Raw genomic sequence first — 20,368 nt, forward strand, 5'->3', positions numbered from 1 at the left:
GCGCAGGTCAGGGCAGGACGGGACGGGCGCCGGGGCGGCTGCGGGGCGGCGCGCGGGAGGGCCGCGGGCGCCGGGGGCGTACGGGTGCGGCGTGCGGTCCGGCCGGAGGCGACGGGCGGCCGGGCGCCCCGGCCCGGCGCGCGCCCGCCTTCCGCACGCCCCTGACGCCCGCCCTGACACCCGCTCCGGTGCGCGGCCCGCGCACCGCGCCATCCGCGCCGGGCCGTTCCTCCGATACGCGAACGGGCCGCCGCGACCTGAGTCGCGACGGCCCGCTTCACCCACGCGGTCCCGGCCGGACGCCTGACGGCTCCGGCGGCCGGGTCACTTGTTGGCGCACGCGTTCCCGAATGCCGGGTTGAGCAGCGACACCAGGCCGATGCTGTTGCCGCAGACATTCACCGGGATGTCGACCGGAATCTGGATGTTGTCTCCGCTCAGCACGCCCGGCGAGTGCGTGGCGGCACCGACGGCGGTGGCGCCGCCGTGGCCGCTTTCGTGACCGCCGTCGGTGGCGGAGGAAATCCCCGCGCCACCGATCACGAGTGCACAGCTGGCGGTGGCCAGCGCGGCCGACGTGACGATCCGCTTCATCGCCCGTCTCCTTTCCTTTTGACGAATGGGACAACGCGCCCAACGACCGGGATCGCGCGGGGATGCGGGCATTCCGCCGTCAGGGAGAAACGTTCAGCCTTATGGAAGACAGCGCCCCGCCCCTCCGGTTGCGGGCATCGCCCCGGTGCCGTATCCCCGCCCGCCGTCCGGCGTGCCGCCCGGTGCGGCAGGGGACTCTCTGTCAGAGTGCATTCCTGTTCGGCAGCTGCCGGTCAGGAGGACGTGATGCCCCGCAGTCCGCTTTGCGGGGCCCGGGAATTCCGGGGAGACCGCGCGGCGGCGTATGCACCGCGATTCCCCGGAATTCCGCTCGCCGGACCCACCGCGGCGCCGGATGCGTATCCGGTACGTCCGGCGTCCCGCGCCCTTTTCCGATTCCCCGGAGAACGGTGCGCTTTCCACCGCTGCCGCCACACGGAAAGCGCACGGCCGGAGCCATTCGGCGGCACGGTCCGCCACCCGCCGCCGAATGGCTCCGGATTCCCCTCCGCACGGTCCGGGGGAATACCGGGAACGGGGAGAAGAAACCCCGACCGGCGCACCGGAAATGCACGGTGCGCCGTGGTCGCCGCCCGCCGCCCATGAGACCCGCCCAGAGGCCCCCGGGGCCCGTAAGGAGGTAACCGGTGAAAGTCCTGCACCTCGTCACCGGACTGGAGGTGGGCGGCGCCGAGCAGCAGCTGCGGCTGATGCTGCCCCGGCTGCCGTACCGCTGCGACGTCGTCAGCCTGAGCGGCGACGGGCCGGTCGGCGACGGCATCCGCGCCGACGGCGGCTCCGTCCTCGCCCTGGACGGGCCGCCCGGCCTGCCCCGGCTCGTCCGGCTGATCCGGCGCGGCGACTACGACGTGGTCCACACCCACCGCTACCGCGCCTGTGTCACGGGCCGGATCGCCGCCCGGCTGGCCGGTGTCCGGGGCGTCGTCGCCACCGCCCACACCCTGGGCGCCACGGAGATCGACGGCCGTCCGCTGACCCGCCGCGCCCGCGCCCGCTACCGGCGCACCGAGCGGCTGGGTACGGCGACGGTGGCCGTCTCGGAGCCCGTCGCCGACCGGCTGCGCCGTCTGGGCGTCCCCGGGGAGCGCATCGAGACGCTGGCCCCGGGGGTCGACGCGGACGCCTTCCGGTACGACCCGGCCGCCCGCGCCGCGGTCCGCGCCCGGCTGGGGCTCGCGGCCGACGCGTTCGTGATCGGGGGCGCCGGGCGGCTGGTGCCCGGCAAACGCTTCGACGTGCTGATCCGCGCGGTGGCACAGGTGCCGGACGCCCGGCTGGTGCTGGCCGGGGACGGGCCGGAGCGGGCGGCGCTGCGGCGGGCCGCCGATCAGTTCGGGGTGGGCAACCGGGTCCTGCTGCCGGGCGCCTGGTACGGGGGCGGTGGCGTGGACGGCGACCCGGGGCTGCCCGCGCTCTTCTCGGCGCTCGACGTCCTCGTCGCACCGGCGCCCGCGCAGGCGTTCGGGACGGCCGTGGTGGAGGCGCTGGCCGCGGGGCTGCCGGTGGTGCACACCGGGTGCCCGGCCCTCGACGGGCTGCCCGGGGAGCCGGTGCCCGGGGCCCGGCGTACCGGTGCGCGGTCGCATCTGCTGGCCGCGGTCCTGCGCGAGGAGCGGCTGGTGGCGCCCCGGCGGCTGCCCCCGCCGCCCCTGGTGGCGCGCTACGGGGCGGACCGCGCCGCGCGGGCGCTGGCCGCGCTCCACGAGCGGGCCGCCGGATGTCCGCCACCGGCGGCGGGCGCCGGGGTGCCGCAGCCCGCCGCGCCCCCGGAGACCGCCGCGTCGGACCCGTCGCTGACCGGCTGACACCGGGCAGCGTACCCCGGCACCCGCGGCCCGTACGGCGCCGCACGACGAGAACCGCACGACGAGAAGGAGCAGGGATCTTCCATGGACGACCTCGTGGTGGTGGGCGCCGGCCCCTACGGACTCTCGATCGCCGCGCACGCGGCGGCGGCCGGAATGCGCCCACGGGTCCTGGGCCGGCCGATGGCGGCGTGGCGGGACCACATGCCCGGCGGCATGTACCTCACCTCCGCGCCCTGGTCGTCGGACCTGTCCGACCCGGCGGGCACATACACCCTGGCGGCGTACTGCGCGCAGGCGGGCATCCCGGTACGGGAGGGCGTGCCGCTGCCGGGCACCGTGTTCACCGCGTACGGCCGGTGGTTCGGCGAGCGGGCGGTGACGTCGGAGGTGGAGGAGCGGGCGGTCACCGCGGTGCGGCCGGACGGCGGCGGCTTCCTGGTGGAGTCCGCGGACGGGGAGCGGATCCGGGCCCGTACCGTCGCACTGGCGGTGGGCGCGGTGCCGTTCGCGCGCCGCCCGGAGCCGCTGTACGGGCTGCCCGCCGCGCTCGCCTCGCACAGCAGCGACCACCGCGATCTGTCCGGGTTCGCCGGGCGGGACGTGACCGTCGTCGGGTGCGGGCAGTCGGCGCTGGAGACCGCGGTGCTCTTGGCCGAACTGGGCGCGCGGGCCCGGATCGTGGCGCGGGCCGGGCGGATCCACTGGGAGGCCGCGCCACCGCGTCTGGACCGGCCGTTCCCGGCCGCGCTGCGCGCCCCGCACAGCGGGCTGGGCACCGGGTGGACGCACTGGCTGCGGGCCGAGGTGCCCTGGGCGGTGCGGTGGCTGCCGACGGCGGCCCGGGGGCGGGGTGCGGCGCAGCCGCCGCGTCCGGCCGGCGCCTGGTGGCTGCGGGACCGGTTCGAGACCGCCGTCCCGGTGCTGACCGGCCACCGGGTGCGCGCCGCGGTCCCCGGGGACGGCGCGGTCCGCCTCGAACTGGCCGCCGCCGACGGCCGGTCCACGGTGGTGGAGACCGAGCATGTGATCGCGGCGACCGGGTTCGTCCCGGACCTGCGGCGGCTGCGGCTGCTCGATCCGCGGATGCGCGAGGGGCTGCGGACCGTACGGCCCGGCCGGGCGCCCGAGCTGAGCGGGCTCTTCGAATCGTCCTGGCCGGGGCTGTTCTTCGCCGGTCCGCTGGCCGCGGCGTCGTTCGGCCCGGCGATGCGCTCCGTCTACGGCACGGCGTTCACCGCGCCGCGGCTGCTGCGCGGGGTGCGGCGGCGGCTGGGCCGGGGGCCGGGCAGCCTGGCCATCCCGCGTCCGGCGCCGGGCCGTACCGCGCCCGCCGCCCCGCCCCTGGAGCGGACGCCGTGCGGTGCGGCGTACGCGGACGAGGCGGCGCAGCCCGCAGGCTGACGGCGCACGACCGATTCTGCACGCCCTGGTTGCCGCCCCCGTACGCCGGGCGGCGCCGGGGCGTTCCCGCTTCCTGAGCGGGTGTCAGCGGCACCGGTCGACCGCCTCGATGGTGCGGGCCGCCTCGCCCAGGGCGGCGCGCAGTACGGCCGGGTCGGTGGCGTCGCCGTACGCGCCCTCGGGCGGCACCAGCCAGCCGGTCCCGGTCACCGGCGGCTCCGGGGCGCCCCGTCCGGCGGCGGTGGCGCCGCCACGGCCGAACGTCCGGGTGCAGGCGCTGCCGGGCAGGTCCCAGCGTTCGGCGGTCCCGGCGGGCACCAGGAAGCCGAGGGTGTGGCACGGTCCGTCGTGCAGGACCGGGCCGACGCCGTCGCCCAGCCGCAGGATGTCGACGGCTTCCAGTCCCTGCCGGGCGGGCACCGTGACGAGGTCGCAGAACGGGCTCCGATCGGGTGGCACCCCCGCCCCGGCGCACCTCGTGCCACCCTCTCCCACACCGGACTTCCGCACGGAAAACCCCTCCTCCTGAACCGCTGGGTATCGACACCGTGTCCAACGGTGTCCTCCGTCAACAGCTACGGCGCCGGACCGCCGCAAAGGATGGCAGTTCATGGCGGATCGTGGGTGAGATATCCGGTTTGTAGCCATACCCTCCGTATCGGTGTCGTCACAGCCGGTACGGTCGTCCCGCCGCTCCGCCAGGAATGCGGCCTCGCCACAGAGATGGCACGGAGAGGGCACGGAGAGGTCCGCCATGACGTCGCCAGCAGCGCGTTCCGCGTCGTCCCGCACCGTCCCCGCCCGTCCGAACACCGCCTTCCGGCAGCTGCGCGGCAAGCTGTCACCGGGCGAGTTCGCGGCGGCGGTCCGCCGGTCCGCCCGTGAGATCGGCGAGCAGGTCTCGTGCGACGCCCGTTACGTGGGCCGCGTCGAGTCCGGGGAGATCCGCTGCCCGAACTACGCGTACGAGCGCGTGTTCCGGCACATGTTCCCCGGGCTGTCGCCGGCCGACATGGGGTTCGCGGCGCGCGAGGCGGTACGCGGACGGGGGGCGCGTACGGCGGCGGTGAGCGCCCCGCCCCTGGCACCCGAACCCGACCACCGCGATACCTGTATCCAGAGCTGCGAGGAGAGCGACGTGCTGCGTCGCGCGTTCATCACCGGCGGCCCGGCGGCCGCCCTGGGCATCGCCGCCCCACCCGCCTTCGCCGTCCCCGCGCCCCGGCCGTCCTCCGGCGGCCGTCCCGGCGCAGCCGAGGCCACCGCCCTGGAGGACGCGGTCCGGCGGATCCGTCTGCTCGACGACCGGCACGGCGCGGACGAGATCTACCACCGCGCGACGGCGCCGCTGCACTCCGCCTACGCGCTGCTGGACGCGGGCGCGGAGCGGCGGGCGGTCGCCGACCGGCTGCACCGCGGCGCCGGGGAACTGGCCCTGTCCGTGGGCTGGCTGGCGCACGACTCGGGCCGTTTCGAGGACGCCCGCTCGCACTACGCCGAGGCGCTGGCCACCGCCCGGGTCTGCGGCGACGCGGCGCTGGAGGCGCACGCGTTCTGCAACGCCGCCTTCCTCGCCCGCGACGCCGGGCGCCCGCGCGAGGCGGTCCGCGCGGCGCAGGCCGCCCAGCGGGCCGCGCGGCGCCTCGCCTCGCCCCGGCTCCAGTCGCTGCTGGCGCTGCGGGAGGCGGGCGGGCTGGCGCTGCTCGCCGACCGCTCCGGCTGTGAGCGCGCGCTCTCCCGGGCCCGGCGGTTCTTCGGGAGCGGCCCCGGCGACCACGACCCGGAGTGGATGAGCTTCTACGGGGAGGCCGAACTGGAGGGCCTGGAGGCGCAGTGCTGGTCGGCACTGGGCGACGGGGGGCGCGCGGTGACGCACGCGCGCCGTGCGGTGGCGCTCCAGAAGCCGCACTTCACCCGGAACATCGCGCTGTTCACCACGGAGTTGGCGGCCGATCTGGCGGGCGACGGGGCTCCCGAGGAGGCGGGCGCCACCGGGAGCCGGGCGCTGCGGCTGCTGGGGCAGGTGAAGTCGTCGCGGATCCGCGCGATGCTCGACTCCACCGCCCGCACGCTGCGGCCGCACCGCTCCGTCAAGGAGGTCGCCGCCTTCCTGGAACGGCACGCCGCGCTCCCGGCGCCCCGTCAGGTCCGCTGACCCGCCGGGCGCCCGGGGCCGTCAGCCCAGGTGCCCGGTGTCGTTCCAGCGCTCGATGGCGGGCTCGCCGTAGGCCCAGCCCAGGACCGACAGGGACGTCGGGTCGAGGCGGATACGGGCGGCGAACGAGACGTCCAGGCCGAGCCAGCGGGCGCCCAGGGAGCGCAGGATGTGGCCGTGCGCGAAGACCAGCACATCGCGGTCGGCCGCGCGCGCCCAGTCGATGACGCGGTCGGCCCGCGCGGCGACCTCGGCGAGCGTCTCGCCCTCGGGGACGCCGTCGCGCCACAGGAGCCAGCCGGGCCGCCGCTCCTTGATCTGGGCGGGCGTCAGGCCCTCGTACGCGCCGTAGTCGACCTCCATGAGGGCGTCCCACTCCTCGGCGCGGTCGCCGAAACCGGCCAGCTCACAGGTCTCCTTGGCGCGCCGCAGCGGGCTGGTGCGCACCTCGACGCCGGGCAGCCCGTCCCAGGGCGCGCGGTGCAGCCGCTCGCCCAGGAGCTTCGCGCCCGTGCGCCCCTCCGCCAGGAGCGGGATGTCGGTGCGGCCGGTGTGCCTGCCGGACAGGGACCACTCGGTCTGTCCGTGCCGGGCCAGGAGGATGCGCGCTGCCATGGGGGCCGTACCTCTCGCCGATCTCTCGGCTGCTCGTTGCAGGTGGTGCAGGTGGTGCGGGTGGTGCGGGACACCGCGGGGTGCGCCGCGGCGTCGTCGCCGTACGGGCGGGCGCGGGCACGGCACCGGGCCCACGCGCCCCACGGAATTCCATCATCGCGTACCGGGCCGTCCGGGGCCGGGGCGCCCCGGGCGGGACCGGTGCGGAGCAGTCAGCCATACAGCGTATGGTGGACGGTCGCCGGATCCACCGGCGGGGCGGCGCGGTGGTGGCCACCGCACCCGAGAAGCACGACGAAGAAGGTGCGCGATGGTGAGCGCAGCGCCCCGCACGGCGGCCCGGCCCGGCCGCCCCCGGTGGTGGACCGAACTCCCGCTCCTGGCCGCGGTGTACGCCGCGTACTCCGCGGGCCGACTGCTGGCCCGGGGCGACGTGTCCGCCGCCACCGGGCACGGCACCGCCCTGCTCCGGGTCGAACGGGCCCTCCACCTCACCCCGGAACCGGCGCTGAACCGGCTCTTCACCGGGGTCCCGGTGGTCGGCGTCCCCGCCGCGTACGCCTATGCGGCGCTGCACTACGTCGTCACCCCGGCGGTCCTGGTGTGGCTGTGGCGACGGCGGCCCGCGCACTACCGGGTCGCCCGCGGCCGACTGCTGACCGCCACCCTCATAGGACTGATCGGCTTCACCCTCTTCCCGACCGCCCCGCCGCGGCTGCTCGACGCCGGGCAGGGCTTCGTGGACGGCATGGCCCACTACGCCGGTTACGGCTGGTGGGGCGCCGAGGCGAGCGCCCCGCGCGGTCTGGGCGGGCTGACGAACCAGTACGCGGCGATGCCGAGCCTCCATGTGGGCTGGGCGCTGTGGTGCGGGGTGGTGGTGTGGCGGCTGGCCTCCTCCCGGGTGGCGCGGGCGCTCGCCGTGGCCTACCCGGTGGCCATCGCCCTGGTGGTGATGGGCACCGCCAACCACTACCTGCTGGACGTGGTGGCGGGCGTCGCCGTCATGGGCGTGGGCGCCTGGCTCACCGGCCCGCTGCTCCGGCTCGTCGACGCGGTGCGCGACCGCCGCGGCGCCACCGGGCGGCGCGGGACGGCCGGGGGCGTTGTCGGTGCCGGATGCGAGACTTCGCCGGGTGAACGTTTTCCGCGACAGCCCACCCGCGGCGGACGCCGTCCCGAGCGCCCGGCCGACGCCGTCCCCGAGCCTGCGGCGGCGCCTCACTGAGCTGCGCGGGCCGGGCATACACCCCCGCGCGCTCGATGCCCGGGCGCTCGCCGCGCTGGCCGCCAACCCGGGCTGCCGCCGCCGCGCGCTGCTGGACGGCGCGGGCGTCGACAAGGCCGCCCTGGCCCAGGCCCTCGGCTCCCCCGCGGGCCACGGCCAGTCCCGGTTCGCCCTCGCCCGGGGCAACAGCTTCGAGGCCCGGGTCAAGGCGGACGGCGGCGCCGAACTGCTGCGGCTGCTGCACGCCCGGCTGCCGTCCGGCACCCCCGCGCCCGAGGAGGGCGAGGTCGCCGCGCCGGAGCTGACGGCCGCCGGTCCCGAGGGCCGGGCGGCCCGTACGGCGCTGGCGCTGCGGGAGGCCACGGCCGCCGGGGGCTGGACGCTGCTGGACCACCCGCTGCTCGCGGTCGACGTCGCCGGTTCGCCCGCCTATGTGGAGCCGGACGCGGTGGTGGTCCGTCCGGACGGCGTCTGGACGGTCGTCGAGATCAAGTCCTTCCCGATGATCGACGGCGCGGCGGACGCCGCCAAGGTGGGCGCGGCGGCCCGGCAGGCGGCGGTCTACGTCCACGCCCTGGAGGGCGTCGCCGCGCAGGTCACCGCCCACGGGGAGGGTCCGGCCCGGGTCGGCGAGCGGGTGCTGCTGGTCTGCCCGCAGGACTTCTCCAACCTCCCCACGGCCGCCGCCGTCGACATCCGCAAACAGCTCGCCACCACCCGGCGGCAGCTGGCCCGGCTCACCCGGGTCGAGGAGATCGCCGCCGCGCTGCCCCCGGACACCACCTTCGACCTGCGCCTCACCGACGACGGCCGGACCGCGACCCGCCCCGCGGACGAGTTGGCCGACGCCGTCGAGACGGTCGACGCGGCATACGCGCCCGAGTGCCTGGCCGCCTGTGAGCTGGCGTTCCACTGCCGCGCCCGCTCCCGTGAGCAGGGCGCCGTGGAGAGCCTGGGCCGCGGCGTCCGCGGCGAGCTGGGGTCGCTGCGCACCATCGAGGAGGTGCTGGCCGCGGCCGGTGCGCCGACGGCGGACGCCCCCGGGTGCGGCGCGCAACCGGCCGCCCCGGAGCACACCCCCACGGACCCGGGCCCGGACCCCGACGACCCCGACGACGACGCCGATCCGGCCCTCGCCGCGCTGCGCCGCGCCGCCCGGTTGCGCGCCGAGGCGCTGGCCGCCGCCGCGCCGCCGGTGCCCGTCCCCCGTACCGCCCCCGGAGCGGAGGATCCGGTATGCCGCTGATCGAGACGCTGGCCCGGATGGAGGCGGCGGCCGCCGGTGCGGCCCGCCCGCTCACCACCGTCCGCCACCGCCATCTCTCCGACCGCCCCCTGGTGTGCGTCCCGCTGACGACGGCGGGTGAGGCCGGTGCGCCGCTGGGCGCCCTGGTCGGTACGGACCGCGAGCGCCCGCTGCTGCTGACGGTGGCCCAGCCCCGCGACCGTGACCTGCGGTTCGCCTTCCTCGCCGAGCTGGCCGACGCGGTGCTGCCGTATCTGGACGGCTTCGCCGACGCCGTCGGCCACGAGGAGCGCAAGGAGACCGACCCGGAGACCGGCAGGAAGGTCACCGTCCAGGTCGAGCTGTGCGCCGACGCCCCGCAGCTGATCGTGCCGTCCACCGCGGGCGCCGCGTACATGCGGCTGCTGGGCCGCTCGACGCGGTTCCGGCGGACGGCCGAGCAGGACCCCGAGGCGCCGTACCCCGCGCCGCCCCGGGTGCCGCTGCTGGGCCGCTGGCTGACCCATCTCGGCGAACGCGCCCGGGTGCCCGGCTCCTGCCTGCTGCTCCCCATGACGGAGCTGCTGACCCGCCACTGGGCGACGGGCCAGAGCGCCCTGGAGGACCAGCACCTGGGCGCCCTGCTCGCCTGGATCGACCCGCCCGACGGCCACTCGGGCCGGACCGCCGCCGAGCACGCGGAGTCGGCGCGCGACGCGGACGGCATCCTGCGCTGCCCGCCCGCCGGGCCCGCCACCGACCCGGCGTTCGACAACACCCTGCTGGCGCCCGCGATGGCCCGGTACGACGCGGGCGTGCCCGGCGCCGCCGAGGAGCTGCGGGAGCTGATCGGCGGTCAGCTCCGGCCCACCTGGGACGCGGTCTGGCGCGGATACGACCTGCTGCGCGCCCTGCCGCCCGGCGGCCACGTCGCCGACCGCTGGAAGCGCGACCGCTGGTCGTACACCGCCCACCGGGACCGGGTGCGCGCGGGCGAGCCGCCGCAGCCCAGGCGGGACGACGCGGTCACCGCCGCCCGCAAGCTCGCCTCCCGGGAGACCGCCCAGGCCCAGCTGGACGCCCAGGAGGCGCTGGACGACCCGCTGGTGATGGCCGGTCGGCGGCTGGCCGGGGAGGCGTTCGCCGGGGAGGTCACCGCCGTCGAGGAGGCGTTCTCCGACGGCCCGCGCCCGATGCCGCGCCCCCTGGTGACGCTCCGCACCACCGACACCCCGCTGCTCACCGACGGCGCCCGGCTGCACCGCCCGCTGCCCGACGGCAAGGCGCAGAGCGCGGTGTTCGTGGCGTACGGGGAGGGGGCCGCGGGCAGCCTGACGGTGCGGCTCACCGGCGGCATGGGGCGCGGCAAGGTGCCCGCGCCCGGTTCGGTGCCCGAGCCCGGTGAGACGGTGTGCTGGACGCTGTTCGAGCACGCGCCGCGCGGCGGCCCGCAGCTGCCGGAGCCCGAGGACACCCCGTGGACGCACGGCGGCCCGCCCGCCTCCGCGCCCGAGGGGGACACCCCCGACCCGACAACCCCGGAGGACTTCCTGTGACCGGCGCCCCGTGGACGTCGCCCGCGGCCCCCGGGCCGGGCGGCACCGAACCGTTCGACCCGGGCGCGGCGGCCACCGCCGCGACGGACGCGATCCTCCACGACACCCTGCACGGCACCCGCCCCGGCGTGGTCGTCGACTCCCCGCCGGGCGCCGGCAAGTCCACCCTGGTGGTCCGCGCGGCCCGGGAGCTGGCCGCCGCCGGGCACCCGCTGATGATCGTCGCGCAGACCAACGCCCAGGTGGACGACCTGGTGCTGCGGCTGGCCGAGAAGGATCCGGGGCTGCCGGTCGGGCGGCTGCACGGCAGCGAGGCGGGCACCGTCGACCCGGCGCTCGCCGCGCTCCCCGAGGTCCGCGCCTCCGCGAAGATCGGCGACCTCGCCGGGATGGACGTCGTCGTCTCCACCGCCGCGAAGTGGGCCCACACCAAGGTCGAGGAGGGCTGGCGGCACGCGATCGTCGACGAGGCGTACCAGATGCGCTCGGACACGCTGCTGGCCGTCGCCGGGCTCTTCGAGCGGGCGCTGTTCGTCGGCGACCCGGGGCAGCTCGACCCGTTCAGCGTGGTCGGCGCCGAGCAGTGGGCCGGGCTGGCGTACGACCCGTCGGCCAGCGCCGTCGCCACGCTCCTGGCCCACAACCCCGATCTGCCGCAGCACCGCCTGCCGGTCTCCTGGCGGCTGCCCGCGTCGGCGGCGCCGCTGGTCTCCGACGCGTTCTACCCGTTCACCCGCTTCCGCAGCGGTACGGGCCCCGGCGACCGGAGCCTGGCGTTCGGCACGGCGGGCGACGGCTCGGGCGTCGACCGCGTCCTGGACGAGGCCGCCGCGTCCGGCTGGGGCCTGCTGGAGCTGCCCGCCCGGCACACCCCGCGCACCGACCCGGAGGCGGTCCGGGCGGTGGCGCTGGTGGTGCGGCGGCTGCTGGACCGCGGCACGGTGGCCACCAGCGAACGCGGTCCCGGTCCGGAGCCGGTGACGGCCGCCCGGATCGCGGTCGGCACCGCCCACCGCGACCAGGCCGCCGCGGTCCGCGCGGCCCTGGCCGAGCTGGGGGTGGGCGGCGTCGTCGTCGACACCGCCAACCGCCTCCAGGGCCGCGAGTACGACGTCACGGTGGTCCTCCACCCGCTCTCCGGACGCCCCGACGCCACCGCCTTCCACCTGGAGACCGGCCGCCTCTGCGTCCTCGCCTCCCGCCACCGCCACGCCTGCGTCGTGGTCTGCCGCGCGGGCGTCGCCGAGCTGCTGGACGAGCACCCGTCGACGGACCCGGTACAGCTCGGCGTGACGGTGAAGTTCCCGGACGGCTGGGAGGCCCACCACGCCGTGCTCGCCCGGCTCGCGGAGCACCGGGTGGGGTGGCGGCCGTGACGGCGCCGTGCGCGGTGGCCGCGCCCCCTTGCGCGGCGCGGGAGAATGGAATGCGGCACTCGATCCTGGAGGTACGTTCATGTCCGAGCCGCGACCGGCTCCCGACCCGCGCGGCGCGGCGCCCCGGCGCCTGCGGCCCGCGCCGCTGCTCTTCGAACCGCCCGAGGCCACGGCGGACCCCGAGCACTTCTTCGACCTGGAGTCGATAGCGGATCCGCACGAGCTGCTGGGCCGCTCCACGGAGCTGGCGCTCGCCTTCCGCGCCGCCGCCGACCGGGCGACGGAGTTCCAGGCGCTGGCCGCCGCGCAGCTCGCCGACCCCAAGCGCTTCGACCGTCTGTCACTGGCGGCGCTCGCCGAGCGCGCGGAGTGGACGGAGGACTACGCCCGCAAGATGGTGGAGTTCGGCCGGAGCCTGATGCGCGACGGCGCCGCCCGCCCCGACGGCGGCGACTGACCGGCACGTCAGGGACCGGGCCCACCGGGCGGACCGGTGCCGGGCCCGGGCCGACGCGCCCCGGGCGACCGCTCCGTCAGGGCCCGTCCACGCGGCTCCGGGGACGTCCCGGGACCCCGTCCGGCGGGGTCCACCATGAGCCCACGGCATATGCGCGAGGGGAAGATACTCCCTACCGACCCGTAGTGTCCCGGTTTCGGAAATCCACCGCGGAGACCCCTGCGCGTCGGTAGACCTGTCCCCATGAGCGACTGGCAGTCCGACACCTCCTCCGCCCCGGCGTCCCCGGGTTTCCCCACCGCCTCGTACGTCACCCTGGCCGGCGCCGACTGGCTGGCCTCCGCCAGCACGCGTCCGGGGGCCGTACGCACCCTGTGGGCGCAGCGGCCCACCGCGCCGAGCGTGCTGCCATGCGGCACCGCCTTCGACGTGATCAACGCGCCCGCGCTCTTCGGCCGCCGGATGGTCGACCGGCTCTGGTCGGACGGCCCCGGCTCCGGCCCCGTCGCCGCCCACCAGGGCCGGATCCTGCTCTTCGCCGCCCCGGGCACCGCGCAGCGGCTGCCCGCCCTGCTGGAGTGGGAGGAGTGGGCCGCCGCCGTGCCGCCGCTGCTCTGCCACGGCAGCGGGGACGCGGTGACCGTCCCGCCGCTGCACCCGGGCGCCGACCCGGCGGGCGGCGCCGCACCGCCCGCCACCCGGTGGCTGGTCGCCCCCGACGTCCGCTCCCCCTGGCTGCCGGGGCCCGACGTCCTGCTGTGGGCCTGTGTGCGCGCCGCCCGCGCGGAGACCGGCGCCGGGTACGCCGCGGCCCCCGAGCATCCGCTCCGCGCCACCGTCGGCGGGGCCCCGGAGCGGGCCGCCACCGCGCTGACCTCCCGCTGAGCGTCCGGGCGCCGGGCAGCCGATTTTTGCCCTCCCCCTTCCGGGTGCTAAGGTCTTCCACGTCAGCAGGCGCCGCTAGCTCAGTTGGTTAGAGCAGCTGACTCTTAATCAGCGGGTCCGGGGTTCGAGTCCCTGGCGGCGCACAGACAGACAAGGCCCTCACTTCGGTGGGGGCCTTCGTCGTGTGTACGGGGCGCTCAGGCGCGGGTGACCCGGACCGTCCAGTCGCCCGAGGGCGTACGCCCCTCGACCTCCACCCGGACCCCGTCGGCGGTGTCGCGCAGGCTCTCGCCGACGCCGAGCGGGGCGTCGGCGAGCGGCGGATGGACGGAGGTCCCGGCGCAGGCGGAGGTGGCCGGGTGGCCGTCGAGGACCTGGACGGGGCCGGAGCCGGAGGCGACGGCGGAGCGGACGCGGTAGACGAGGACACCCTCGCGGCAGAGCGTCCGGTCGTTGCCGCTCGCGTCGCGCGCCTCGACGGCGAGGGCGGTGTCCCGTCCGGTGCGGACCACCAGCAGCCGGGAGCGGCGTTCGTCGCCGGGCTCCATGGGGGCGGACAGCGGGCGCAGGGTGTGCCAGCCGGTGCCGGTGAGTCCGGCGCAGTCGACCTGGTTGTCGGTCAGCCAGCCGAGCTTCCACCGGTGCCAGCCGAACGGGTCGGGGGCCAGCCCGAACTGGCTGCCCATGAGGTCCCAGTCGCCGACGTAGGTGTCCCAGTCGCCCTTGCCGCGCTCGGGGCGGTGGTAGAGGTCCGGGAGGTCGAAGACGTGGCTGGTCTCGTGGGCGAGGACGTTGCGGTCCGGCGGGTTCTGCTCGAAGACCGTGACGAAGCGCCGCAGGTCGGTGTGGTCGGCGTGCATCGGCTGGTCGAGGTTGACGACCTTGGTGGCGTCCGAGTCGACGCCGGGGGCGTCCGGGTCGGCGACGAAGTAGACGATGTCGTAGCGGCTGTAGTCGATGGTGGGGTCGGCGGCGGCGACCGCGTCGCGGAGGTAGGCCGCCCGGCTGTCGGCCGCCCAGTCGCGCCGTATCCCGTAGTCGGTGGAGCGGTGCGGCATCCGTACCCACTTCCGGTGGATGTGCGGGCGGAGCCGGAACTTTCCGTACGAGGCGCGGTCGAAGAAGCGGGAGGTGGCCGGGAAGTAGTTCCGGGCCAGTTCGCCCGCCCCGGCGACCGGGGTGGAGTCGGGGAACGAGAGGAAGATCATCACCGCGTCGAGGGTGCCGCGCGGGCGGGGGTAGGCGGAGTTCCAGGTGTCCAGCCCCTCGGAGTGGTGGACGTCGGCGCGGCCGAGGGCGCACGAGAGGGTGGCTTCCGAGGCGGTGGCGGGACCGGCGACGATGGAGGTCGCTATGAGCGCGGTCAGCGAGGTGGCGACCGCGGCGACACGGCGCAGCCGACGCGGTTCGGCCCTCTCGGGCGGCTGGGGGCGCACCACATCGACCTCCGGGGACGGGATTCGGACACCCCTCCCACCCTGTGACGATTTAAAGCTGTTCGTCCTGTTTCCGCGGCCGGATGAGTGAGCGGCGCCCCACCGCCGCTCCGTCACGGAACGTCACACGCGTCCCTTGCGGTGATTCCGGCGGACTCCGACGGACACAGCCGGGCAGAATTGGCTGAACTTCCGTCACCCGTGCCGATGATCACGGCGCTGTCGCTGGCTCGTCCGCCGCGGCAGCCTCTATGATCGCCACACTTTCCAGCGCGGATTCCCCCCTCCGTCACGAGACCAGCGCCATGCGGGAGCGAGCAGTGAGCGGACACCCCGACAGGCCGGGCCGCACGCCCGGAGTGACGCTTGACTCCGTGACGGAGCGTAAGGGTACGACCAACGAATCCGGCGTACGGGCCGAGCGCACCGCGGGTCGCCTCCCGGCGCTCGCCCACGAGGGCCCGGCCACGGCGTTCGGCGACTACCGGGCCGCGTTCCACACCGCCCGGCTGCCGATGGCCCTCTTGGACGGCGACGGCCTGATCATCGCGGCCAACCCGGCCTTCGGCGAACTGCTCGGCACCGACCCGGCGCGGCTCACCTCGGCCGCCGCCGCGGACCTCGCCGACCTCGGCTCCGACCCGCGACTGTGGACCGCCTACCGCGAGGTGCTGTGCGGCCGCAGCGACCGGCTGCGCTGCACCCGCCGCCTCAAGCACCCGGCGGGCCAGACGCTCTGGGTGGAGGTCGGCGTGGAACCGCTGCCGGACGGCGAACGGTTCCTGCTGACCGTCGCCGACAGCAGCGACCGGCACGATCTGCTCGCCCGGGTGCGCCACCTCCAGATGCACGACCCGGTGACCCGGCTGCCCAACCGCGCGCTCTTCTTCGAGCGGCTGTCGTCGGCGCTGGAGGCGGCGTCGTTCGAGCCGTCGGGGACCGGCCGGATCGGCCTGTGCTACCTCGACCTCGACGGTTTCAAGGCCGTCAACGACACGCTCGGGCACCGCGTCGGCGACCGGCTGCTGAGCGCGGTGGCGCAGCGTCTGAGCCGCTGCGCGGAGCGGACCGGCGCCCGGGGCGACGACGCCTCCCGCGGCCATCTGGTGGCCCGGCTCGGCGGTGACGAGTTCGCGCTGCTGGTGGAGAACTCCACCGGCACCGACCAGGTGGCGGAGTTGGCGCAGTGCGCGCTGGACGCCCTCCAGCAACCGTTCGACCTGGCCGGACAGCGGCTGTCGGTGTCGGCCAGCATCGGCGTGGTCGAGCGGACCGCGGCGGGCACCACGGCCACCGGTCTGATGCAGGCGGCGGACACCACGCTGTACTGGGCCAAGGAGGACGGCAAGGCGCGCTGGACGCTCTTCGACCCCGAGCGCAACGCACACCGGATGACCCGTCAGGCGCTGTCCAGCACGCTGCGTCCGGCCGTGGACCGCGGTGAGTTCACGCTGGAGTACCAGCCGCTGGTGGGGTTGGGCGACGGGCGGGCCGAGGGCGTGGAGGCGCTGGTGCGCTGGCGCCATCCGCAGTTCGGCACGCTGGCGCCGAATCGGTTCATCGCCCTGGCCGAGGAGAACGGCTCCATCGTCGAACTGGGCCGCTGGGTGCTGGAGACCGCCTGCCGTCAGGCCCGCGCCTGGCAGTTGGAGCGGCCCGCCGCCCGGCCGCTGTTCGTCAGCGTCAACGTGGCCGTGCGGCAGGTCTGGGACTCCGACCTCGTCGCGGACGTGGCCGGGATCCTCGCGGAGACCGAACTGCCGCCGGAGCTGTTGCAGCTGGAGCTGACCGAGTCGGCGGTGATGGGGTCCGCGGGGCGGCCGCTCCAGGCGCTCCAGGCGCTGAGCGACATGGGCGTCCGGATCGCCATCGACGACTTCGGCACCGGCTACTCCAACCTCGCCTACCTCAGTCGGCTGCCGGTCTCCGTGCTGAAGCTCGACGGCTCGTTCGTCAGCGGTTTCCGGTCACAGGAGCACCCGAATCCGGCCGATGAAACGATCGTGGAGGCGCTGGTCGCGCTGGCGCACCGGCTCGGGCTGACGGTCACCGCGGAGTGCGTGGAGAGCGCCGAGCAGGCGGCGCGGCTGCGGCGGATCGGCTGCGACACCGGCCAGGGCTGGCTCTACGCCCGGCCGCTGGCCCCGGAGCGGATCACCGCCCTGCTCGACGCGGACGGCCGCACCGACGACTTCTGAGCCCGTGCCCCCGCGCCGGGCGGGCGCGGGGGCACGGGCGGTGTGCCGACGGCGCCGGGTCAGTCGCGCGGCAGGCCGTACGCGTCGGCGATCAGCTCGTAGGAGCGCAGCCGGGTGGCGCCGCCGTGGGCGTTGGCGGTGAGCATCAGCTCGTCGGCGCCGGTCCGCTCGACCAGGTCGTCGAGGCCCTCGCGGACGGCGTCGGGGGTGCCGTGGACGATGTTGGCGAGCCAGCTGTCGACGAAGGCGCGCTCATGGGAGGTGTACGGATGTCCGGCGGCCTCCTCGGGGCTCGGGACCAGGCCGGGGGTGCCGGTGCGCAGCCGGAGCATGGAGAGCGCGCCGGTCATCACCTGGCGGCGGGCCTCCCGCTCGTCCTCGGCGGCGAGCGCGGCGACGCCGATCAGGGCGTACGGCTCGGCGAGCACCTCGGAGGGGCGGAAGGAGGCGCGGTAGAGGTCGAGGGCGGGCACGGTGTTGGCGGCCGAGAAGTGGTGGGCGAAGGCGAACGGCAGGCCCAGGGACCCTGCCAGCCGGGCGCTGAAGCCGGAGGAGCCGAGGAGCCAGAGCGGCGGGCGGTGCGCGGACTGCACACCACCGGGCGAGGTCGCCTGGACCGGCCCGGGGACGGCGTGGATCCGGGCGTACGGGTGGCCGTCCGGGAAGGTGTCGTCCAGGAAACGGGTCAGCTCCGCGAGCTGCTGCGGAAATTCGTCGGCGCCCTCGTGCAGCCGCTCGGTGCGGCGCAGGGCCGCGGCGGTGGCGCCGTCGGTGCCCGGGGCGCGGCCGAGACCGAGGTCGACGCGGCCGGGGGCCATCGCCTCCAGGGTGCCGAACTGCTCGGCGATGACCAGCGGCGCGTGGTTGGGCAGCATCACGCCGCCGGAGCCGAGGCGGATGCGGTCGGTGTGCGCGGCGAGATGGGCCAGCAGCACGGCCGGGGAGGACGAGGCGACGCCGGGCATGGAGTGGTGTTCGGCGACCCAGTAGCGGTGGAAGCCGCGGCGCTCGGCGATCCGGGCGAGGTCGACGGCGGTGCGGACGGCGTCCGTCGCGGAGCTGCCGGTGCCGACCGTCACGAGGTCGAGCACGGACAGCGGGACGGGCGCACCACCCCGGGCGGTGCCGCGGATCTCGTCGGGCTGCTGCTGGTCGTTGTCGCCGCTCACGGGCGGGGCCTCCTCGCTTCGCCGGTCTGCGGCCACCATAACCGGAGATGTTCTCCGGTTATTCCCGGATCCCGTTCACCCGTTCCCGTGAACCCGCCCCGGGAGACGCGCCGGTGCCCCCGGCCCGAGGGCGGGGGCACCGGTACCGGGAACGGTCGCCGCCTCAGCCCTCCCGGTGCGCGGCGGCGGTGAAGAGCGTGCCCAGGGTGGGGCGTTCGACGGTGCGGCCCAGCAGCCGCAGGCCCTCCCAGACCGTGACCTGATTGGCGGTGAGGACCGGCTTGCCCAGCTCGGTTTCGAGGTCCTGGAGGTACGCCGCGGTGTGCAGGGCGGTGTCCGGCAGCAGTACCGCCTCGGCGGCCGGGTGGTCGCCCGCGCGGGCCATCGCCAGCACCTCGTCACGGCCCCAGGTGCCGACCTCGGCGGCGGTGACGATGCCGCTGCCCCGGGTGGCGACGACCTCGGTGCCGGACGCCTTCAGGAAGGCCCGGAACAGCTCCGCGACGTCGGTGGGGTAGGTCGCGGCGACCGCGACACGGCGCAGCCCGAGCGCCCGGACCGCGTGGGTGAAGGCGAAGGAGGTGCTGGACGCCGGGAGCCCGGCGGTGACGGACAGCTCCCTGGCCTGCTCCTGCGCGCCCTCCCAGCCGAAGACGAAGCTGGCGCTCGTACAGGCCCAGACGACCGCCTCGGCACCCAGGGCGCGCAGCTGGTCGACGCCGGCGGCGAGCCGCGCCGCCGATCCCATCTCCAGCAGCGCGTCCACCCGGTGGGCGTCCTCGCCGATGTCGGTGTGGACCAGCGGCAGCGCGATGCCCTCACCGAGGAGGGCGGCGAGGCGCGGATAGTCGTCCTCGGCGGAGTGGCCGGGGTAGAGGAAGCCGACCGTGGTCATGCGGTTCTCCCTTGGCTGGGGGCTCGGGGCGGGGGACGTGGCGCCGGGGTCCGGCGCATGGGCGGGTCCGGACGGCGCGCGGGCTGTGGTCTGCGCGCCCGGGGGCCGCTCCGGGGTCAGCGGCGGGTGCCTCCCCGTCGGGCCCGCGCTTTTCGCGTGCGGCCCTCCGCGGCGGGGTCGGCGTCCGGCGGCTCACCGGGCGGGGCGGTGCGGGCGGCGTCGGGCGGGGCGGCGGGGTCCGGCCCCGGCGGGATCTCGGGGGCGGTCTCCGGGGGTGCGTCCGGCCGGGTGCCGGGCACCTCCGGGGCGGGCGGTGCGGACGAGGTGGGCGGGGCGGACGTCATCCCGGCGGGACCGGCGCGGGCCACCGGGTCCAGCAGCGCCTGGTACGACCCGACCGCCCGGACACCGATCGCCCGCAGCGCGGCCCAGAGCGTGACCTGGTTGGCCGAGACCACCGGCATCCGCAACTCCGCCTCCAGCTGCGGGATGGCGTCGTAGGTCGGGAGGTTGGTGCAGCTGATGAAGAGAGCGTCGGTGCCGTCGGCCACGGCGGTGCGGGCCATCGCGACGACGTCACGGTAGGGAACCTGCCAGATGTGCCGGGTCAGACCGAGGTAGGCGCGCCCGGTGACCGTGATGCCCGCCTCGCCGAGGAACGCCTCCAGGGAGTCGGTGACCGATCGCGTGTACGGCGTGACCACCGCGACGTGCCAGGCGTCCAGCTCCCGCAGCGCCTCGATGAGCGCGCCCGAGGTGGTCAGGGAGGGGACCGCCCCCGCCTGGACCATCGCCGCCGTCATCGCCCGCTCACCCGCGAGCCCGCCGACGAAACTTCCGGATGTACAGGCATACGCGATGACCTGCGGGGAGACCGCGCTCAGCGCCTCGACGGCGGCGCGCAGCGTTTCGTGTTCGCTGACCATACGGGCCAGATCGAGGCTGACCTCGACGGGGACGAACGGGGTACGGGTGAGGTGGAGGGACACGTCGTCCGGTACCCAGCGCCACAGCTCACGGTCGAGGGCGAAGTCGAACGGTGCGACGACGCCCACGCCGAGCTGGGGCTGAGGGCCACCGAGAAAGGAGACGTCCATGTAAGCCCCTAGGAGAACGAAGGGCAGTGGCCAAACGGTGGCCAGAGGAGGAAGGGAGCAGCCGGGTACGAGCCGGGACGTCGGAACAGTGCCGTTGTTGACACGGTAGATACGACTTCTTAGCGTGGTCAATCCTCACATCTCCGACATTTCTCGGCCTCTTGTCGTTCCGCCGCTCCCCCGGCCCGTCTCCGCTCGCCGCCGTACGCTGCCCGTGGGGCCCGTCCGCCCCGCCGTCCTCGCCCGGTACAC

Annotated in this window: 17 protein-coding genes and 1 tRNA gene; 11 read left to right on the top strand and 7 right to left on the bottom strand. The window is 76.1% G+C overall.

The window, feature by feature from the left end; all coding sequences use genetic code 11:
- Positions 1-324: 324 nt before the first annotated feature.
- Entirely contained in the window at positions 325-594 is a 270-nt protein-coding gene (locus IF23_RS0113335; protein WP_030283231.1) for a chaplin, read from the bottom strand.
- A gap of 647 nt (positions 595-1,241) precedes the next feature.
- On the opposite strand from IF23_RS0113335, the gene IF23_RS0113340 reads away from it, so the two are divergent.
- Together IF23_RS0113340 and IF23_RS0113345 are read left to right on the top strand one after the other, a co-directional pair.
- The gene (locus tag IF23_RS0113340) at positions 1,242-2,420 is read left to right on the top strand and encodes a glycosyltransferase (RefSeq protein WP_037678094.1); all 1,179 of its coding nucleotides are present in this window, start codon (positions 1,242-1,244) and stop codon (positions 2,418-2,420) included.
- An 84-nt stretch (positions 2,421-2,504) separates the two neighbouring features.
- Positions 2,505-3,824 carry an NAD(P)-binding domain-containing protein gene (locus IF23_RS0113345; RefSeq protein ID WP_030283235.1) on the top strand — a complete coding sequence of 440 codons (1,320 nt, stop codon included), beginning with the start codon at positions 2,505-2,507 and terminating at the stop codon, positions 3,822-3,824.
- An 84-nt stretch (positions 3,825-3,908) separates the two neighbouring features.
- Here IF23_RS0113345 and IF23_RS0113350 read toward each other — a convergent pair whose 3' ends face one another.
- Positions 3,909-4,319 (bottom strand): hypothetical protein, encoded by a 411-nt coding sequence (locus tag IF23_RS0113350; RefSeq protein ID WP_425423838.1) that lies wholly within the window; start codon positions 4,317-4,319, stop codon positions 3,909-3,911.
- A 259-nt stretch (positions 4,320-4,578) separates the two neighbouring features.
- Here IF23_RS0113350 and IF23_RS0113355 point away from each other — a divergent pair, with 259 nt between their 5' ends.
- Positions 4,579-5,979 (top strand): NsdA family TPR-like regulatory protein, encoded by a 1,401-nt coding sequence (locus IF23_RS0113355; protein WP_030283239.1) that lies wholly within the window; start codon positions 4,579-4,581, stop codon positions 5,977-5,979.
- 21 nt (positions 5,980-6,000) lie between these two features.
- On the opposite strand, the gene IF23_RS0113360 is transcribed toward IF23_RS0113355, so the two are convergent.
- Positions 6,001-6,594, bottom strand: a complete 594-nt coding sequence (locus IF23_RS0113360) for a histidine phosphatase family protein (protein WP_030283240.1) — start codon at positions 6,592-6,594, stop codon at positions 6,001-6,003.
- A 310-nt stretch (positions 6,595-6,904) separates the two neighbouring features.
- On the opposite strand from IF23_RS0113360, the gene IF23_RS0113365 reads away from it, so the two are divergent.
- From IF23_RS0113365 to IF23_RS0113395, 7 genes are all read left to right on the top strand, one after another.
- The gene (locus IF23_RS0113365; RefSeq protein WP_078653953.1) at positions 6,905-7,822 is read left to right on the top strand and encodes a phosphatase PAP2 family protein; all 918 of its coding nucleotides are present in this window, start codon (positions 6,905-6,907) and stop codon (positions 7,820-7,822) included.
- On the top strand, positions 7,731-9,068 hold the full coding sequence (locus IF23_RS0113370; protein ID WP_078653954.1) for a hypothetical protein: 1,338 nt from the start codon (positions 7,731-7,733) through the stop codon (positions 9,066-9,068). Before IF23_RS0113365 ends, IF23_RS0113370 begins: the two co-directional genes overlap by 92 nt.
- Positions 9,059-10,603 (top strand): hypothetical protein, encoded by a 1,545-nt coding sequence (locus IF23_RS0113375; RefSeq protein WP_030283246.1) that lies wholly within the window; start codon positions 9,059-9,061, stop codon positions 10,601-10,603. Before IF23_RS0113370 ends, IF23_RS0113375 begins: the two co-directional genes overlap by 10 nt.
- On the top strand, positions 10,600-11,979 hold the full coding sequence (locus IF23_RS0113380) for an AAA family ATPase (RefSeq protein ID WP_030283248.1): 1,380 nt from the start codon (positions 10,600-10,602) through the stop codon (positions 11,977-11,979). The genes IF23_RS0113375 and IF23_RS0113380 overlap by 4 nt, the downstream gene beginning before the upstream one ends.
- A 79-nt stretch (positions 11,980-12,058) precedes the next feature.
- Positions 12,059-12,436 (top strand): hypothetical protein, encoded by a 378-nt coding sequence (locus IF23_RS0113385; protein ID WP_030283249.1) that lies wholly within the window; start codon positions 12,059-12,061, stop codon positions 12,434-12,436.
- A 243-nt stretch (positions 12,437-12,679) separates the two neighbouring features.
- Positions 12,680-13,321 (top strand): bifunctional DNA primase/polymerase, encoded by a 642-nt coding sequence (locus tag IF23_RS0113390; RefSeq protein ID WP_051739551.1) that lies wholly within the window; start codon positions 12,680-12,682, stop codon positions 13,319-13,321.
- A gap of 69 nt (positions 13,322-13,390) precedes the next feature.
- Positions 13,391-13,464 (top strand) — tRNA-Lys (locus IF23_RS0113395).
- A 54-nt stretch (positions 13,465-13,518) separates the two neighbouring features.
- On the opposite strand, the gene IF23_RS0113400 is transcribed toward IF23_RS0113395, so the two are convergent.
- Positions 13,519-14,760: a M6 family metalloprotease domain-containing protein gene (locus IF23_RS0113400; RefSeq protein ID WP_030283253.1), complete on the bottom strand. Its 1,242-nt coding sequence runs from the start codon at positions 14,758-14,760 to the stop codon at positions 13,519-13,521.
- A gap of 371 nt (positions 14,761-15,131) precedes the next feature.
- Here IF23_RS0113400 and IF23_RS0113405 point away from each other — a divergent pair, with 371 nt between their 5' ends.
- Positions 15,132-16,955: a putative bifunctional diguanylate cyclase/phosphodiesterase gene (locus IF23_RS0113405; RefSeq protein ID WP_030283254.1), complete on the top strand. Its 1,824-nt coding sequence runs from the start codon at positions 15,132-15,134 to the stop codon at positions 16,953-16,955.
- 59 nt (positions 16,956-17,014) lie between these two features.
- Here the strand turns inward: IF23_RS0113405 and IF23_RS0113410 are convergent, their stop codons facing one another.
- The 3 genes from IF23_RS0113410 to IF23_RS0113420 form a co-directional block, all read right to left on the bottom strand.
- Positions 17,015-18,124 (bottom strand): LLM class flavin-dependent oxidoreductase, encoded by a 1,110-nt coding sequence (locus tag IF23_RS0113410; protein WP_030283256.1) that lies wholly within the window; start codon positions 18,122-18,124, stop codon positions 17,015-17,017.
- 163 nt (positions 18,125-18,287) lie between these two features.
- Entirely contained in the window at positions 18,288-19,019 is a 732-nt protein-coding gene (locus IF23_RS0113415; RefSeq protein ID WP_030283258.1) for a maleate cis-trans isomerase family protein, read from the bottom strand.
- A 116-nt stretch (positions 19,020-19,135) separates the two neighbouring features.
- Positions 19,136-20,116 carry a maleate cis-trans isomerase family protein gene (locus IF23_RS0113420; protein WP_078653956.1) on the bottom strand — a complete coding sequence of 327 codons (981 nt, stop codon included), beginning with the start codon at positions 20,114-20,116 and terminating at the stop codon, positions 19,136-19,138.
- Positions 20,117-20,368 lie beyond the last annotated feature (252 nt).

It is taken from the genome of Streptomyces catenulae (assembly GCF_000718015.1).
GTDB classification, from domain to species: Bacteria; Actinomycetota; Actinomycetes; order Streptomycetales; family Streptomycetaceae; genus Streptomyces; species Streptomyces catenulae.